The sequence below is a fragment of the Idiomarina ramblicola genome, from assembly GCF_003987255.1.
GTDB lineage: Bacteria > Pseudomonadota > Gammaproteobacteria > Enterobacterales > Alteromonadaceae > Idiomarina > Idiomarina ramblicola.
Window position 1 is genome coordinate 527,956 of the sequence record NZ_PIQC01000001.1, and the last position, 16,727, is coordinate 544,682.

The 16,727-nt window shown below is 46.9% G+C and carries 14 protein-coding genes; 8 read left to right on the top strand and 6 right to left on the bottom strand.

Annotated elements, in window-relative coordinates:
* Positions 1–20 precede the first annotated feature (20 nt).
* Complete coding sequence (gene smc / locus CWI78_RS02575; RefSeq protein WP_126779967.1) at positions 21–3,479, bottom strand: chromosome segregation protein SMC; 3,459 nt, start codon at positions 3,477–3,479, stop codon at positions 21–23.
* 144 nt (positions 3,480–3,623) lie between these two features.
* Here smc and cysZ point away from each other — a divergent pair, with 144 nt between their 5' ends.
* A complete protein-coding gene (cysZ, locus tag CWI78_RS02580; protein ID WP_126779969.1) occupies positions 3,624–4,364 on the top strand; it encodes a sulfate transporter CysZ in 741 nt (246 codons plus the stop codon).
* A gap of 25 nt (positions 4,365–4,389) precedes the next feature.
* Here cysZ and rmuC read toward each other — a convergent pair whose 3' ends face one another.
* Complete coding sequence (gene rmuC / locus CWI78_RS02585; protein WP_420809833.1) at positions 4,390–5,730, bottom strand: DNA recombination protein RmuC; 1,341 nt, start codon at positions 5,728–5,730, stop codon at positions 4,390–4,392.
* Between the two features lie 2 nt (positions 5,731–5,732).
* The gene (locus CWI78_RS02590) at positions 5,733–7,256 is read right to left on the bottom strand and encodes a fumarate hydratase (protein ID WP_126779973.1); all 1,524 of its coding nucleotides are present in this window, start codon (positions 7,254–7,256) and stop codon (positions 5,733–5,735) included.
* Between the two features lie 137 nt (positions 7,257–7,393).
* Here CWI78_RS02590 and pabB point away from each other — a divergent pair, with 137 nt between their 5' ends.
* The 3 genes from pabB (at position 7,394) to CWI78_RS02605 (ending at position 10,869) form a co-directional block, all read left to right on the top strand.
* On the top strand, positions 7,394–8,788 hold the full coding sequence (gene pabB / locus CWI78_RS02595; RefSeq protein ID WP_126779975.1) for an aminodeoxychorismate synthase component I: 1,395 nt from the start codon (positions 7,394–7,396) through the stop codon (positions 8,786–8,788).
* Entirely contained in the window at positions 8,785–9,399 is a 615-nt protein-coding gene (locus CWI78_RS02600; RefSeq protein ID WP_126779977.1) for a CoA pyrophosphatase, read from the top strand. Before pabB ends, CWI78_RS02600 begins: the two co-directional genes overlap by 4 nt.
* Positions 9,400–9,495: 96 nt before the next feature.
* Positions 9,496–10,869 (top strand): L-serine ammonia-lyase, encoded by a 1,374-nt coding sequence (locus CWI78_RS02605; RefSeq protein WP_126779979.1) that lies wholly within the window; start codon positions 9,496–9,498, stop codon positions 10,867–10,869.
* A gap of 23 nt (positions 10,870–10,892) precedes the next feature.
* Here CWI78_RS02605 and cysB read toward each other — a convergent pair whose 3' ends face one another.
* Entirely contained in the window at positions 10,893–11,867 is a 975-nt protein-coding gene (gene cysB / locus CWI78_RS02610; protein WP_126779981.1) for an HTH-type transcriptional regulator CysB, read from the bottom strand.
* Between the two features lie 136 nt (positions 11,868–12,003).
* On the opposite strand from cysB, the gene CWI78_RS02615 reads away from it, so the two are divergent.
* The 3 genes from CWI78_RS02615 to yciH are packed head-to-tail and all read left to right on the top strand — an operon-like array spanning position 12,004 to position 13,814.
* Positions 12,004–12,687, top strand: coding sequence for a sensor histidine kinase (locus tag CWI78_RS02615; protein WP_126779983.1), 684 nt, complete (start codon positions 12,004–12,006; stop codon positions 12,685–12,687).
* Between the two features lie 27 nt (positions 12,688–12,714).
* Entirely contained in the window at positions 12,715–13,473 is a 759-nt protein-coding gene (locus CWI78_RS02620; protein WP_126779985.1) for a hypothetical protein, read from the top strand.
* A gap of 5 nt (positions 13,474–13,478) precedes the next feature.
* Positions 13,479–13,814, top strand: a complete 336-nt coding sequence (yciH, locus tag CWI78_RS02625; RefSeq protein WP_126779987.1) for a stress response translation initiation inhibitor YciH — start codon at positions 13,479–13,481, stop codon at positions 13,812–13,814.
* Here yciH and CWI78_RS02630 read toward each other — a convergent pair.
* Together CWI78_RS02630 and CWI78_RS02635 are read right to left on the bottom strand one after the other, a co-directional pair.
* Positions 13,795–15,465: a PP2C family protein-serine/threonine phosphatase gene (locus tag CWI78_RS02630; RefSeq protein WP_126779989.1), complete on the bottom strand. Its 1,671-nt coding sequence runs from the start codon at positions 15,463–15,465 to the stop codon at positions 13,795–13,797. The two genes, yciH and CWI78_RS02630, sit on opposite strands and share 20 nt — an antisense overlap.
* Positions 15,465–15,770, bottom strand: a complete 306-nt coding sequence (locus tag CWI78_RS02635; protein WP_126779991.1) for an STAS domain-containing protein — start codon at positions 15,768–15,770, stop codon at positions 15,465–15,467. The genes CWI78_RS02630 and CWI78_RS02635 overlap by 1 nt, the downstream gene beginning before the upstream one ends.
* A 112-nt stretch (positions 15,771–15,882) precedes the next feature.
* On the opposite strand from CWI78_RS02635, the gene CWI78_RS02640 reads away from it, so the two are divergent.
* On the top strand, positions 15,883–16,677 hold the full coding sequence (locus CWI78_RS02640) for a response regulator (protein ID WP_126779993.1): 795 nt from the start codon (positions 15,883–15,885) through the stop codon (positions 16,675–16,677).
* Positions 16,678–16,727 lie beyond the last annotated feature (50 nt).

The following is a 16,727-nucleotide window of genomic DNA, read 5'->3' on the forward strand; positions in this document are numbered from 1 at the left end:
TCGCTCCATAAAGCCTGTTTTTAACCAGCGTCTGTCATCGCCACGGCCTGTTCGACATCAACCGCTACTAACCTGGAAACGCCGGCTTCTTGCATGGTGACCCCGGCCAGGTGAGTTGCCATTTCCATTGCCACTTTATTGTGGCTGATATAAATAAATTGCACCGACTCAGACATCTCGCTCACCAGACGACAAAATCGTCCTACGTTGGCGTCATCTAAAGGTGCGTCGACCTCATCTAACAGGCAAAAAGGTGCCGGATTCAAACGAAATATCGCAAACACCAATGATAATGCGGTCAATGCTTTTTCTCCACCGCTAAGCAAATGAATTGTACTGTTTTTCTTGCCCGGTGGCCTTGCCATTATGGTAACGCCTGTTTCCAGTAAGTCATCATCAGTAAGTTCAAGCGTAGCGCTGCCACCACCAAACACTTTCGGGAACAGAATTTGTAAGTCATGGTTTATCGCATCAAAGGTCGTTTTAAACCGATGACGCGTCTCTTTATCAATCTTTCGAATCGCGGCTTCCAGAGTTTCTAACGCCGATGATAGATCATCCACTTGTTGGTCGAGATACTGTTTACGTTCTCTTTGCGCTTCGGCTTCGTCAATTGCCGCCAGGTTAATCGCACCTAAGCGCTTTATCTTATTCTGTATTGATTCCAGCTCTTGAAGCCACGGCTTTTCATCAGCTTCAGAGGGCAATTGTTCCAGTACACTTTTCAGAGTCAGTCCGGTTTCGGCTAATGTTTCCAGCACCGCCTGACTGCGTTCCTGCAATTTAACCTGCTCAATCTCGGTGCTTTGCATAGCCTCTTTGGCCTGGCTAATTTTGCCCTGGATCGCCGATTGTCCCTGAGTAATTTGTTGTAAGTCATGTTCAAGACTCGACAATTGCTGTCGTTGCTCCTGCAATTGTTCCGCAACGTCGCCGCGTTGATCCAATAGCTCCGTTAATTGCTCATCCAACGCGCTGTCACTCTCGTCAGTACTCGCATTCTGTTGTTCATTTCGTTCTTGCAGAAGCTGTTGATAGCGCTGTTCGCTACGTTGCAGTAACTTCTGCAACTGTTCAGACTGAGCCTTCAAATTCTGTTGTTGCAGCGTCATCTGCTGCTGTTGACTGCGCAGTTGCTGTAACTGGTTATCTTCGGCACGAACTTTAGACTCCAACTGCTCGCCTTTGTCTTCATCAAGCTGCTCCGTTTGCTCCAGTAACAGTTCGAACTCTTCTAACTGCACTTCAATTTGCTGTTGCTTCTCAGCGGCATTTTCCGCATGCAGCCGCTGCTCTTGTTGCTTATCTTGCAGGCTTATTAACTGTTGCTGTATTTGTTCAGTCTGCTGTAAGTTCCATTGCAGCCGCTCTTCAACTTTACTCTGTTCGTTGCGAGTTTGCTGGACTTGCTCCTGAGCCTGTTCCAGCTGTTCTTGTGCCTGCTCAACCTGTGTCTCGGTTTGCTGCAGTTGCTGGTCGCTTTCGGACAATTTGGCAGTCAAAACCTCAACCTGTTCTAATAAAGTTTCGCGCTGCCTATGAAGATGAAGAACACTGTTATCTTCATCAATACGAGCCGCAATAAAACCGTCCTGCCAATACCAGTTTCCGGCTTTGGACACGGCAAAACTGGCATCGCTCTGTTGCAATTGCTGCCCGGCACGTGCCTCTTGCTCAATTGCCAAACACTGCTGCAACAGCGTCCAATAACGCAGTGGACCTTTGACTTTACTGGCCAAAGACCAGCTTTCCGGCTCTTGTCGATGAACAGGCCAAACCAACTTAACGCCAGAAACCGCTTCTAGTTCTTCCGGAGCTTGTTCCAGAACCACAGCATCCAGCCAGTCATACGCCAGTTGTTCAACCGCCATTTCCCAGCCGCTTTCCGCCTGCAGTAAGTCCCTTACCCGTCGACTGTCAGGATAGTTTTCTTGTAACCATTTTTCACTGCGGCTGTCGTTATTTTGTTTTCCTTCCAGCAGTTGCTCGATGGCCGTTAACTGAGCCTGAGCTTTATCTTGTTGCTGCTGAGTGTGCCGGTGTTGCTCCTGCAGCCCTTTAAACGCTGTGTGACGTTCCTGCTGTTGCTGTTTGCTGCTCTGATACCGAGCTTCATCCTGTTCCAGCTGACGTTTTAAGTCACTCAGAGCCTGGTCGTTCTCATCAACGGGTAACGCCTGTTTCTGCTGCTTTAAATCTTGATACTGACTTTGGAGTTGCTCTACTTGCTGCAGCGCATACTGCTGGCTCTGTTTGAGCTCTTGCTGTTTCAATTGCGCCTGCTGTTGCTGCTTTTCAACGTCTCGTTGTTGTTGCTGCTGCTGTCTTTGTTGCTGTTGCCACTGCCGCCACTGCTCACTGCTTTGTTGAGACTGTTCAGCCACGCTTTCCAGCTGTTCCTCAACCTGCTCCAGCTGAGGCTCCAGCATCAATTGCTGCTCTTCCAGTTGTTCTCTTTGCAAACGGTCATCCGCCAGTTGCTCATCCAGCTGGTTAATTTCTTCGTTTAACTGCTGCTGCCGCTGACTGCGCTGCTCTTTTAACTCTTGCTGATGCTTCAGTGTTTGCTCAATACGGGTTATTTCATTGCCCACCGAGAACATCTTTTCCTGCGACTGCTCAACCTTCTCGCGCGCTTCCTCAGCCTGCTCTCTCAGTTCAATAGCGCCGCGCTCATCACCGCTTTGCTGTGCCTGCCAACGTTCAAGTTCAGTCTGCTGTTCGGCGTATTGCGTCTGCAATTGCTGTCGTTGGTTATCAAGCTTCAGCCAACGAAGAGCCTGCAGCTCGCCCTTAAACTTTCGCTCATTGGCTTTCAATTCTTTATAACGAATAGCCGCGGCAGCCTGACGCTCCAGTTTTTCCAATTGCTGGGCAAGCTCTTCTCGCACATCACTTAAACGCTCAAGGTTTTCGCGCGTATGCAGCATCCGGTTTTCAGTTTCTTTGCGACGTTCTTTGTATTTCGAAATGCCCGCAGCTTCTTCGATAAAAACACGTAGTTCCTGAGGACGTGATTCAATCAGGCGGGAAATCATGCCTTGTTCAATAATGGCATAACTGCGCGGTCCCAAGCCGGTTCCCAGAAATAAATCGGTAATATCACGACGGCGACAACGGCTGCCATTCAAAAAGTAGTTAGACTGACCGTCGCGAGTCACCAGACGTTTAACTGAAATTTCATTAAACGCCGCGTACTCGCCCTGAATGCGACCAGAGCTATTATCAAACACCAGTTCAACGCTGGCCTGAGAAACCGGTTTACGGGCAGTGGAACCGTTAAAAATCACGTCACTCATGGCATCGCCACGCAGGTTTTTCGCTGAACTTTCACCCAGCACCCAACGCACGGCATCAATCACATTGGATTTGCCACACCCGTTCGGACCGACGACGCAGGTCATTTGGTCAGGAAAAGGAACTTTGGTTGGATCCACAAAAGATTTAAAACCAACCAGTTTGATGTGTTTTAGGCGCATTCAGTTGTTTTTATTCGTTATTAGCACGACAGTTTATTATCACAAGACTCTAGCAGATCCGGTAGCCATTTGTAACAATTTAGCCCGCACATTGCCATTGTATTGCCTTATTATAATAAGCAAATTTAACCCTCTGGAGTTTTCATGCAAAAAGCAGTCTACAGCGACTCGGGACTCGCTTACATCGGACGCGGATTACAACTTATCCGAACCAAGGGTCTTCGTCGTTACGTCGTGGTGCCTATTTTGACTAACCTTATCCTGTTCTCGCTTGCGTTCAGTTGGCTGTATGGCGAAGTCGACTACTGGCTGAATCGCTTTATGGGCTGGCTACCAGATTTCTTTCAATGGCTCGAATTTCTTTTATGGCCGCTGGCGGTTATTACCATTATCGCGCTCTTTTCATTTGTTTTTAGTACCATCATGCACTTAATCGCCGCACCATTTAATGGGCTGCTGGCAGAAAAAGTCGAGCGTTATGAAAGTGGAGAAAGCTTAGGTGACGAGGGCTTCTTAGGTCTTTTTAAAGATATTCCGCGAACATTAAAGCGAGAAATGCAAAAGCTGCTGTATTACATCCCGCGAGCGCTGGGTTTCTTCCTGTTGTCGCTCATTATTCCGGTTATTGGGCAGGTGCTGTGGTATATCTTTGTTTGCTGGATGATGTCGATACAGTACCTTGATTACCCATTCGACAATCACAAACTGTCGTTTCCGCGCATGCGTTCCGAGCTGCATAAACGACGCGGTAAAACGCTGGGTTTTGGATTCGGTGTGACCGTACTCACAATGATACCGCTGATTAATTTAATTATCATGCCGCTGGCGGTTTGTGGAGCAACCTCATTGTGGGTTGATCATTATCGTCGCAGCGCGCTCAATTGATAAAAACAAACGACTGAGCGTTGGCTCAGTCGTTTTTCTTATCTGCACCGTCAGACTCAATACCTTCCGGAGAGGTTTCGTCAGAATCAAGATAATCTGGATTTAACCTTTTATTGGTTTGCACACCCATCTGACGGAACTTATCGACCCGTCCAATGAGGTTGCCGCGCCCGGTACTCAGCTTTTTCATGGCTTCCTGATAACGGTTATCCAGAGTTTGTAGGCCATTACCAATTTTTTCTAAGTCTTCTACAAATCCTACAAACTTATCGTACAAACGCGCCGCATCGGTCGCAATCTTTTCAGCGTTCTGATTCTGATACTCGTACTGCCAGATGTTGTGAACCGTACGCAACGCAACCAATAAGTTGGTCGGGCTGACCAGCATAATCTGGTTGTCCAGCGCCAGCCGGATAAGCTCAGGATCACGATCAACCGCCAGCAAGAACGCCGGCTCAATAGGAATAAACATCAACACGTAATCCAGCGTGCGCAGCCCTTCCAGTTGATGATAGCTCTTTTTACCCAGCTGTTTTATGTGTTGCTTCAGCGACTGAACATGCTCGTTTAATGCCCGTTCGCGTTCTGCATCATCATCAGAATTAAAGTACCGCTCGTAAGCCGACAAACTGACTTTCGAGTCAATAACCACGTCTTTTTTATTCGGTAAATGCACAATCACATCCGGTTTGAAGGACTTGCCGTCTTCGTCACGATGATGCGCCTGTGTCTGATATTCGTGTCCTTCGCGCAGACCGGACTGCTCCAGAATACGCTCCAGTACGACTTCGCCCCAGTTACCCTGTTGCTTGGTATCGCCTTTTAATGCGCGGGTTAATGCTTCAGCTTCAGACGCCATTTGGCGATTCAAATCCTTAAGCGACATAACCTCATTTTTTAAAGCAGAACGCTCTTTGGTTTCGTCAGTATACTGCTGAGTAATTTGCTTTTTAAACGCTTCAATTTGCTGTTTAAAAGGCTCTAGCGTCGCCTGCAGAGACTGCTGGTGATGTTGCTGCAGCCCTTTGGACTTCTCATCAAAAATGCGATTGGCTAAGTTTTCAAACTGCTGAGTCAGTCTTTCTTCGCTGACTTTTAGTAAGTTTAGCTTTTCCTCGGCAGTTTTTTGCTCATGCTCTGCTCTGGCAAGGGTTTCACGTAAGCGACTGTCTTTTTCATACACTTCGTGCTGAAGCTCATCAATGCGCTCGCGAAGAATATCCGCCTCTTGTTCCAGTGCCGTATTTTGTTGATCTGACTGTAAACGCAAACGGCGCTGCTGTTGCCAAAGCAACAACAACGCCGTAATGACAGTCACAACCGGCACTCCAATTATTGCCATCCATTGCCACAGTGCCAGCGACATAATTAAGCTCCTAGTTTTTCATTAAGGTCGGCAATCTTCGCTTTCCAAATTGCAGGGCCTTGAGTATGCGCGTTTTGACCATCGCTATCCACAGCAACAGTGACCGGCATGTCTTCCACCTCAAATTCGTAAATGGCTTCCATACCTAAATCTTCAAAGGCCACCACACGAGATTTCTTAATGGCTTTAGCTACCAGATAAGCTGCTCCGCCAACGGCCATCAGATAAACGGCTTTGTGTTTACGAATACTTTCTACGGCTTCAGGGCCACGCTCTGCTTTACCGACCATGCCAATAATACCGGCTTCTTCGAGCATCTGGTCCGTAAATTTATCCATACGCGTAGAGGTTGTAGGACCTGCCGGACCAACAACTTCATCACCCACAGGGTCTACCGGCCCTACGTAGTAAATAAAACGGTTGTTGAAATCAACCGGTAACTCTTCACCGTTATCCAGCATACCTTTAATGCGCTTGTGCGCCGCATCACGCCCGGTCAGCAACTTACCGGACAGGAGCACGGTTTCACCCATTTTCCAGTCCTGTATGTCTTCTTTGGTTACTTCATCCAGGTTCACACGGCGGGCATCATCGCCCAGCTCAAAGGTGACATCCGGCCAGTCTTCCAGTTTCGGCGGGGTTAAATCGGCTGCACCACTACCGTCTAACGTAAAGTGAACGTGGCGAGTAGCCGCACAGTTTGGAATTAAGGTGACAGGTTTAGAGGCTGCGTGGGTCGGCAGTGATTTAATCTTTACGTCCAGCACCGTTGTTAAACCACCCAAGCCCTGAGCACCAATACCTAACGCGTTAACGCGGTTAAAAATTTCTAAACGCAGCTCTTCTTCAGCATTTTGCGGGCCACGCTCAATAAGCTCATGGATGTCGACAGACTCCATTAAGGATTCTTTTGCCAATACCGCAGACTTTTCAGCTGTACCGCCAATACCAATACCCAACATACCCGGCGGGCACCAGCCAGCACCCATCTTAGGCAGAGTTTCAACTATCCAGTCGGCAATCGAGTCGCTCGGGTTCAACATCGCCATTTTTGATTTGTTTTCAGAACCGCCGCCTTTTGCAGCAATCATCACTTCAACTTCATTACCCGAAACCATATCCAGGTGAACCACGGCAGGCGTGTTATCGCCGGTATTTTTACGGGCGCCCGCGGGGTCAGCCACAATAGAGGCTCGTAGAGGGTTGTCCGGATTCTTATAAGCACGGCGAGTACCTTCATCCACCATTTGCTGAACGGTCAAGTCTGTTTTATCCCATTGCACGCCCATACCCACTTTCACAAAGCAGGTCACAATACCGGTGTCCTGGCAAATTGGACGGTGCCCTTGTGCCGACATACGCGAGTTGGTCAACACCTGAGCAATGGCGTTCTTCGCCGCTTCGCTCTCTTCACGCTGGTATGCCTCGTCCAGTGCTTTAATAAAGTCCAGTGGGTGATAATAAGAAATGTACTGCAACGCATCGGCAATACTGTCAATAAAATCAGCCTGACGAATGGTGGTCATGGAACTGCCTCTTGGTTAACTTTTGCGTGGCGCTATAATAGCGTTTTCACTAACAACTGACCAGTGCCACTGACCGGTGAATATTTGCTGTGGTAGTATATCGGTCATGACTAACCAGCCCGAATTGCGAGCATGATGTGAGTGTTTTCCCGGATCTCTGTGCCATAAAACTTGATTGCCAGATTGATAACCAAAATACAGCTATTGAGTTGTTTCAACGTTGTCAGCATGAAAGCTACGCACTGCTACTGGACTCAGCCGCACAGAGCCATGAAAACGGCGCTTACGATATCATTTTCAGGCAACCAGAGCTGGTTTTAAGCTGCAAAGCAGGCAAGCTAAAAGTATCAACAAGCACTTCGTTAGAACTACCGCCTGCCCCAGAAGATGCTGCCGGGCTTTGCCGTTACGCCGAGCAACTGAATCAGTTATCCGGTCATTATTCGGGGCCTGATGAACTGCCTTTTCAGGGTGGCTTTGCCGGCGCTGTCGGCTATGACCATGGCCGCTCACTGGAAGTCATTCCTGAGTTTAATGCCGACACTTACCAATCGCCTGATGCGGTATTAGCCTATTATAGCCAGGCGCTGATTATCGACCGGCAAACCAATACCGTCTGGTTAGTTGCGCCAGTAAATCAGTCAGAAGCACTACACGAATTCTGGAGTCAGCCAGTAGCAACGAAAAAGCCTGAGGCTTTTCAATTATTAAGCAACTGGCAAAGCAACATGAACCAACACCAGTACACCGACAAATTTAATGCCGTGCAAAACTACTTACTGGCCGGAGATGCTTACCAGATTAATTTAGCGCAACGATATTCAGCCAATTACCAGGGCTGTGAATGGTCGGCTTACCTTAAGTTACGACAAGCCAACTCAGCGCCGTTTTCGGCCTTTATGCGCCTGCCAGAGAGCGCTATTTTGAGCCTGTCGCCGGAGCGCTTTTTATTAACCGACGCCTGGGGTCCGGTAGAAACTAAGCCCATTAAGGGCACCCGTCCCCGCTTTGACGATAAAGACCAAGACCAGGCCAGTCAGCAAGCGCTGTTAAGTTCGGCAAAAGACAGAGCAGAAAACCTGATGATTGTTGACTTACTGCGTAATGATCTCAGTAAAAACTGTGAGCCGGGCAGCATCGAAACGCCAAGCTTATTTGCCATCGAAAGCTTTCCGGCGGTTCATCACCTGGTATCAACCGTTATTGGTAAACTGCAGCCTGATCGTACCCCATTAAGCCTGTTTAACGGGGCTTTCCCGGGGGGGTCTATTACTGGTGCGCCGAAAATTCGGGCCATGCAGATTATTGAAGAACTGGAACCACACCGCCGTAATATCTACTGCGGCAGCATTGGTTACTTTTCTCAGCACGGTCGTAGCGACACCAGCATTACCATTCGCACGCTGCTTGCCGAAGACGGTAAGCTTTACTGCTGGGCCGGTGGTGGTCTGGTCGCTGACTCAACAGCGGCGGATGAATACCAGGAAACCAAAGACAAAGTGTCACGCATACTGCCGGTATTAGCCTCATGACCATTAATACTCGTGCAGACTTTATTCGTCGCTTTAGCCTTTACCCTTCACCACCTGTTGAGCGCAGAATTGATGAACCTTTGCGTAAACGTTTACGCCCGGCAGCGGTTTTAATTCCAATTATTGAGCGCCCTCACGGGCTGTCACTGATACTCACCCGGCGTTCCAGCAAACTGCGCAAGCACGCGGGTCAAATCAGTTTCCCCGGTGGTCGCTTTGATGCAACCGACACCGACTTACTGGATACCGCACTGCGAGAAACGGAAGAAGAAATCGGCTTGCCCCGTAGTCAGGTCGAAGTCATAGGGCGCTTACACGACTACCCTGTTTTATCGTATTTTATGATTCGCCCTTATGTCGCTTTCGTATCGCCACAGCAGCCTTTAATTGCCGAAGAAAGTGAAGTCGCTGAAATTTTTGAAGTACCGCTGGCTGATATTCTCGACCATGGGAATCACTACGTTTATCGTATTCGCAAGTTTATCTACGACCGGGTGTATTTTATCCCCTGGCAACACCGCAATATTTGGGGGGCAACCGCCGGTATCTTGCGTGAATTATCAGAACAGCTACAACCCGATGGCAAGAATCACTTCAGACCACTGAACTGATCACTTATTTTCGCTTAAAACTTGCTTCCCCCCACATGAATCATGCGACAATACTATAATAAACGAAACAAGCATGCGCGATAGGTAAGGATAACTATGATCAGCGTTTTTGATATCTATAAAATTGGTATTGGCCCTTCCAGTTCTCATACGGTAGGACCAATGAAAGCTGCTTATGATTTTTTGCATACCGCTAAAGAAGCCGGGCATCTTAATAACGCCGACGGTATAAAGGTTGAGCTGTTTGGCTCACTAGGACAAACCGGTAAAGGTCATGGCACCGGCAAAGCCGTTATTCTTGGACTAGCAGGCGAGACACCGGAAACTGTCGACACTGACAGCGTTGAAGATTTTCTGGAACAAACCCGCAAGACCGAGAGCCTGAACTTATTGGGTGAGAAGGAAGTTTCCTTCCCCAGTGAAGGCGCTATCACCTTTCACCGCCGCAAAACTATGCCCAAACACGCTAATGCGATGGAGCTTAAATTACTGAAAGACGGTGAGATCATCTATAGCGACCTGTACTACTCCATCGGCGGTGGCTTCATTGTACGCGATGAAGATTTTGACGAGACACTGGAAGAAGCGATAGAACAGTCATCTAAACCTATTCCATATCCGTTTGACAGTGCTGCAGATCTTCTGGCGCATTGCAAAGAACATGGCATGAGAATGAGTTCATTAATGATGGCCAACGAAAAAGTCTTCCGTAGTGAAGAGGATATTCGTGCTGGTTTAATGAAAATTTGGCGCACGATGCAGGAAAGCATCAAAAACGGCATTACTACCGAAGGCATTCTTCCCGGTGGACTTAAAGTACGCCGTCGAGCGTCGTCTTTATATCAGCGTCTGAAAAAAGAGAAGTCAGGCGATGCCATGCAAGTAATGGACTGGGTTGACTTATATGCCTTGGCGGTTAATGAAGAAAATGCTGCCGGGGGCCGTATTGTTACAGCACCTACCAACGGTGCCGCAGGTATTATACCGGCGGTAATGAGCTACGCTGACAGATTTATTGAAACTCTGGACGAAGACTCCGTGGTTCGTTTTCTGTTGACCTCGGCTGCTATCGGCATTTTGTACAAGAAAAACGCCTCTATTTCGGGCGCTGAAGTCGGTTGTCAGGGTGAAGTAGGTGTTGCCTGTTCAATGGCCGCTGGTGCCCTGGCCGAATTTATGGGCGGTGACCCGTCCAGAGTCGAGAATGCAGCGGAAATTGGCATGGAGCATAATCTGGGCTTAACCTGTGATCCTGTCGGCGGTTTAGTACAGGTACCTTGTATTGAACGCAACGCGATGGGCTCAGTTAAGGCCATAAATGCTGCCCGCTTAGCCATGCGCGGCGAAGGTGATCACAAGGTGTCGCTGGATAAAGTGATTAAAACCATGTGGGACACCGGCAATGATATGAAAACCAAATACAAAGAAACCGCTCGCGGCGGTTTGGCAGTCAATATTATTGAGTGTTAATTGATCAATGACACTGCCGGTGTTTAACGCATCGGCAGTGAACAGCTTTCGAACAACTTATCAATTTCATCCTGAGTTTTCAGTTGCGTTGCTTTTTGCACGCGGTCCCGAGTTAAATGCGGCGCGAAGTTTTCTATAAAGTCGTACATGTAAGTGCGGAGAAACGTTCCCCGACGGAAACCTATTTTCGTTGTACTATGAGCGAATAGGTGCTCAGCCGGTATGGCGACTAAATCAGTATCCTCTTTGGGATCATAAGCCATACTAGCCAGGACGCCAATTCCCAGTCCCATTCTCACGTAGGTTTTTATCACGTCAGCATCCGTTGCTGTAAAAACAATTTTAGGTTCATGACCCGCGTCGGAGAATGCTTTATCCAGTTCTGAACGCCCGGTAAAACCGTGCACATAAGTGACTAGCGGAAACTGAGCTATTTCATTGATGCTGATTTTAGTTAGCTGGGTCAATGGGTGCGATTTGGGCACCACAATAGAACGGTTCCAGTGGTAGCAAGGTAGCATGATCAGGTCGTGGTATAAGTGCAGTGCTTCTGTAGCAATGGCAAAGTCCGCTCGCCCTTTTGCTGCCGCTTCGCTAATTTGTTCAGGTGACCCCTGATGCATATGCAGTGACACTTTCGGGTACTGCTGAATGAACCGCTCAATAACAGTAGGTAATGCATAACGCGCCTGAGTATGAGTGGTCGCAATATTGAGTTTCCCCTGGTTAGGCAAAGTATGCTCGGCAGCCACGGTTTTTATTGACTGAACGTTATCCAAAACTTGTTGTGCAACGGCAATAATGTCTTTACCAGCTGGTGTAATGTGGGTTAGATGCTTTCCCGTGCGGCCAAATATCTGTACGCCCAGCTCGTCTTCCAGCATTCTGACTTGTTTGCTGATGCCGGGCTGAGAGGTGAACAAGCTTTCAGCCGTAGCAGAAACATTCAGATTGTGATTCATTACTTCAACAATGTAGCGTAACTGCTGTAATTTCATTGAGGAACGTGCCACTCTATTTGCGAAATGTGATATAAGAAAATACTATAATAACTTCAATAACTATGACAAATATAAAAGCTCGCACAACCGTATTTTCTCAAAGCTTTTATTTGGACTACAGGAATTGCCTTCTATGACTCAACGCACCTTTGATTTTTCAACCGTACTGGCTTCTTCTGTACATGATATGAAAAATTCATTGTGCTTGCTCATTCAGATGATAGAAGAGGTATCTGAACAGGTCACTGACAGCAGTGCAACAGAAAAAATGGCGAAAGTCCATTATGAAGCACAACGGATCAATTCTAATTTGATGCAGATGCTGACCCTCTATCGAGAAAATAACGATGCGTTAGCGTTAAATGTCGATCAGCATCACTTGGATGAACTGGTCGAAGAGCTCGTCCTAAATAATGAAGTCTATCTTGAGCAGCGCGGCATCACTGTCAGTATAGAGATTGATGAAACCGCTACGGGCTGGTTTGACAGAGATCTGATATTTCACTTGCTCAACGACATCATCATTAATGCAATGCGCTATACCGCCGATAAACTCTTTATTAAGGTTGAAGTAACCGACGACGATGGATGCAGCATTATGGTCCATGATAATGGTGATGGTTTTCCTGCCGAAATGTTGGAGAGCGCCGCAGTGCCAATACAGCAATTGAACGTTCAGCAATCACGGACTGGGCTCGGACTCTATTTCGCTCAACTGATTGCTGGCGCGCACGAACGAAATGATAAAAAAGGTTTTATCGAGTTAAAAAATAATGGACACTTAGGTGGTGGTGTTTTCTCTTTAACATTACCCTGAAAACAATAATAACCTAATGAGCGTAATATGATTTACACCATTGTTATCGCACTGATTATATTACTGATAATACTGGCAATTGTTGTCGGTGCGGTGCAACAGCATAAACAACGTTTAGAACTGGAACGTCGTAAGAAAATGGCGCGCTTCCGCAGTTCTCTTGAGCAGATTGAAGATCTTATTCATATGTCGAGCTTCTTCCCTATCGGTAAGTCTATGCTGGTCGTCTTAAATAGCCGTGCCCTGGAAGTACTCAAGAGTATGAACAGCGTTTCTCCTTCAAAAGACTATCAGGCACGAATACAAGATTACGAAGAACGTATAGAAAGTGTTGATCGGAATGACACCTCTCTTATTAGTGAAGACTTTGAAATTCCACAAAATAATAAGCAAATTATTGCGATGATTAACGGACTCAAACGCTTGCGGGCAACATTACGCAATGAGCATTCCCGCGGCAGAGTCGACAGTAACGTGTTTAGTGTTGAAGACCAGCGTTTAACCAAGCTGCAGCTAAAAATCAGTATTGAAACCTTAATACGCCGTGGCCGCCATGCTTATGAAAGCCAAATGTTGGGTTCCGCAAGGCAATATTATGAAAAGGCTTTACGCACCATTGAAGACCAAAACTTCAGTGATGACTATACAGAATCCCGTCAGCAGTCAATAAAACAGGCACTCGAACAGATTGCACAAGAATTGAAAGATGCCCATGCCCGGGATAAAGCTAAACATAAAAAAGAAGACGATTTAGAAGAGTTATTTCAACCGAAGAAAAAGTGGTAGGTATAATGTCGGACTGGAAAGACCAACTGAGCCAAATGGTTTATTCAACTGACTCGGGTCGGGTTGACCCCGAGCCTGAACCCGAAGAAGTCCCTCACGGCGATGGCATTGTTCGCCTACGAAGGGAAACAAAAGGCCGAAAAGGTAAAGGGGTCACTATTGTCACTGGGCTGGATAAGCCACAAGCCGAGTTAAAGGCAATCGCCAAAAAACTAAAACAACACTGCGGTGTTGGCGGCTCGGTAAAAGAGTATGAAATTGAGTTACAAGGTGATCAACGGGACAGTATTGAAAACTGGCTGAAAAAAGAAGGCTACAAAGTTAAGCGTGCGGGAGGCTAAGGTCGTACTCAATATACAAGCGACGACCGTCATCACGCCAATCAACATAACTTGAAAAGTTTCTTATCAACTGCAAGCCGCGTCCAAAAGTTAACAACTCATCGTCTTCAGTATTATCCTGACACTCAATAAAGCCGTTTTCACTATTCGATGCAATGCTGAAAGAAAGTAAGCTGTTGTCTGGCTGATATTGAATGTCTATCTCTATTTCGACGTCTTCTAATTTGGCCAGACGTTCTTCCCGTGTGCGGTAATACTCGTCAAACCCTTGCCCCGTCTGTTTTATTCCTGAATCAAGCTGCAGTACGCTGTGTTCAAGCGTATTGTTGAATGCTTCAGCCAACAGCAGATATAAGGTGGTTTTATGAGCCCGGATACCTTCCAGATGACTCAGTGAATCCACAAGCTTAATGATGGGGTCTCGTCCCTTAATCTCATCTTCTTTCAGATAAACAACTAACCGGAAAGGCAGATGAGTGACGTTAGTGTCCGGCCTGCTCACGGGTAAATTGGTGACACCGCAATTTAGGCATACCAAGGAGATATCATCCAGTTGCTCCTGATCTTGCTGAAAATCCTGTAATGCCCCGACTAAACCGTCAAAGTCCCGCTCCCGTGCGTAGCGTAGAAGCAAGGTTTCAAACCCCCGCTCAGATAACCTTTCGTCAGCTTTATTTGTCATCTCCACAACGCCATCGGTATAAGTTATCAGGCGTGTGTTTTTTTCAACGAAGCAATGACTGACCTGACTACTAAACTCTTCTGGTGACAGAATCCCCAGCGCCATATGCTCAGGCACCAGTCTTTTTTCAACTTGCCCGGCTTCATTAATCAACAACGCGTCCGGAATACCGCCGTTCCAATAGGTTAAACGCTCTCCGTTGGCTGATAACTCTGCTACAAAAGCAGCGCAGAACATATCATCGGGTAACAACTTAACCAGCTTGCGATTAAACTCTTCTACCATATTAGCAACGGAGAGACCTTTTTCAGCTAAATCAAAAAAGGTTTGGGAGACAGGCAAGGCACCGGTTGCAGGCGCCAACCCATGCCCGGTAAAGTCACCGACAAACAGATAAAAGTTACCTAAAGGCCCTCCCTTAGTCAGAACTAAGTCTCCATTGAACTCATTGGCAGGTGCAAGGTAGGTTTTTAAAAATGAGTATTCTGTTTGATTTTCCTGTAAGGCGTTTGCCAGCATATGGCTGACAACATTCTGCTCACGCTCCATACGATTGGAATGATAAGCCAGGGCTTCGTTTTTACCTTTCAGAGAATGACTTAACTCCCGAACACGAGCGTGCGCATTCAACTTAGCCTGCAACACGACAGGCTCAAATGGCACGCTAATAAAATCATCACCACCCGCTTCCAGACATTTCAGCAAGGTTTCCTGATCATCCAAAGCAGTAATAAATAAAATGGGTAAATGAACATCGCCACTCAAAGCTTTTAAACAGGGCGCAGTTTCAAACCCATCCATAATGGGCATCATAACGTCCAGCAGAACCACGTCCGGGGCCAGACTGGTGAACATATCAATGGCTTCCACACCATTTGAAGCACAGGTTACGTGATGGCCAAAACGCTTAATTAAACCACTCAGCATCACCTGGTTAGCAGGCTGATCATCGACAATCAGTATGTTCATCAGGCGATAACGAACATCTTATCAAAGCGCGAGATATCCAGAATACGCCGCACGTCCGGCTTGGCATTCACTAACTGAATACCTTTTACGCTACTGCCTAAAGACTTACGCATGTTAAGCAACATACCCAGCGCCGAACTGTCCAGATAGTCGGTTTCCCTCAAATCGATAATGACGGTAGGCTGTGAATCGCCTATATGGCTATACGCCTGACGAAACTCCTGCACCAGACTAAAATCAAATTTTCCTTTTATGGCAATAACTAATTGCTTACCATCATTTGAAAAGTCGCGACTAACGCTCATATTTCCCCCCTTTTTTAATGAGCTTAACACAGATTTTCTGATTGAGTTTATCCTCTGAATACCCTACTCTTTCCGTCACAATAAATCCTAGTTATTTAATTCTGGCCTAATTATGGCAATAGCCTTTGACGAACTCCGTATTTTGCTCATAGAGCCATCTGATGTGCAACGAAGAGTTATCACTCAGCACCTGAATCAAGCAGGTATTCAGCATACCCGCGGCGCTTCTACCATTGCCGAAGCTAAAGAAGAAATACTTCGCTGGCAACCCGATATCGTCACCAGCGCAATGTACTTTTCTGACGGTACCGCACATGAGCTGATTCAGTTCATTAACGCCAATGACCTGGAAGATACCTTACATTTTATGCTGGTGTCGTCAGAGCACCGCGCGGATCAGCTCGAACAGTTCAAACAAGCCGGTATTATTGCCATTCTACCAAAACCCTTTACCCCAGATCAGCTGCAACGAGCCATTACCGCCACCATGGATATGATGGAGCCAGAACCGCTTCATCTCGAGCTTTATGATATCGAAGATTTGAGAGTACTCATTGTGGACGACAGCATGACCTCCCGACATGTATTAAGACGAGTTTTCGAGAATCTTGGGGTGGAAAGCTTTGTTGAAGCAGAAAATGGGCAGCAAGCCATTGATATTTTAGCAGAGCATCAGTTTGATTTGATTGTTACCGACTTCCATATGCCACAAGTTAACGGCAGCGAATTAGCCCAATATATTCGTAACAGCTCAGCACATGCTCACACACCGGTGTTAATGGTTACCGCTCGTGCAAACGAACCTCAACTAGCCAATATCAAACAAAGTGGCGTAGATGCATTGACAGACAAGCCATTTGAACCCGCTACGCTTAGAGCGCTTATAGCACGTTTATTAAGTAGTTAAATTTTATTCGTGGCTTAAATGAAAAGCCCCTGTCAGTTTAACTAACAGGG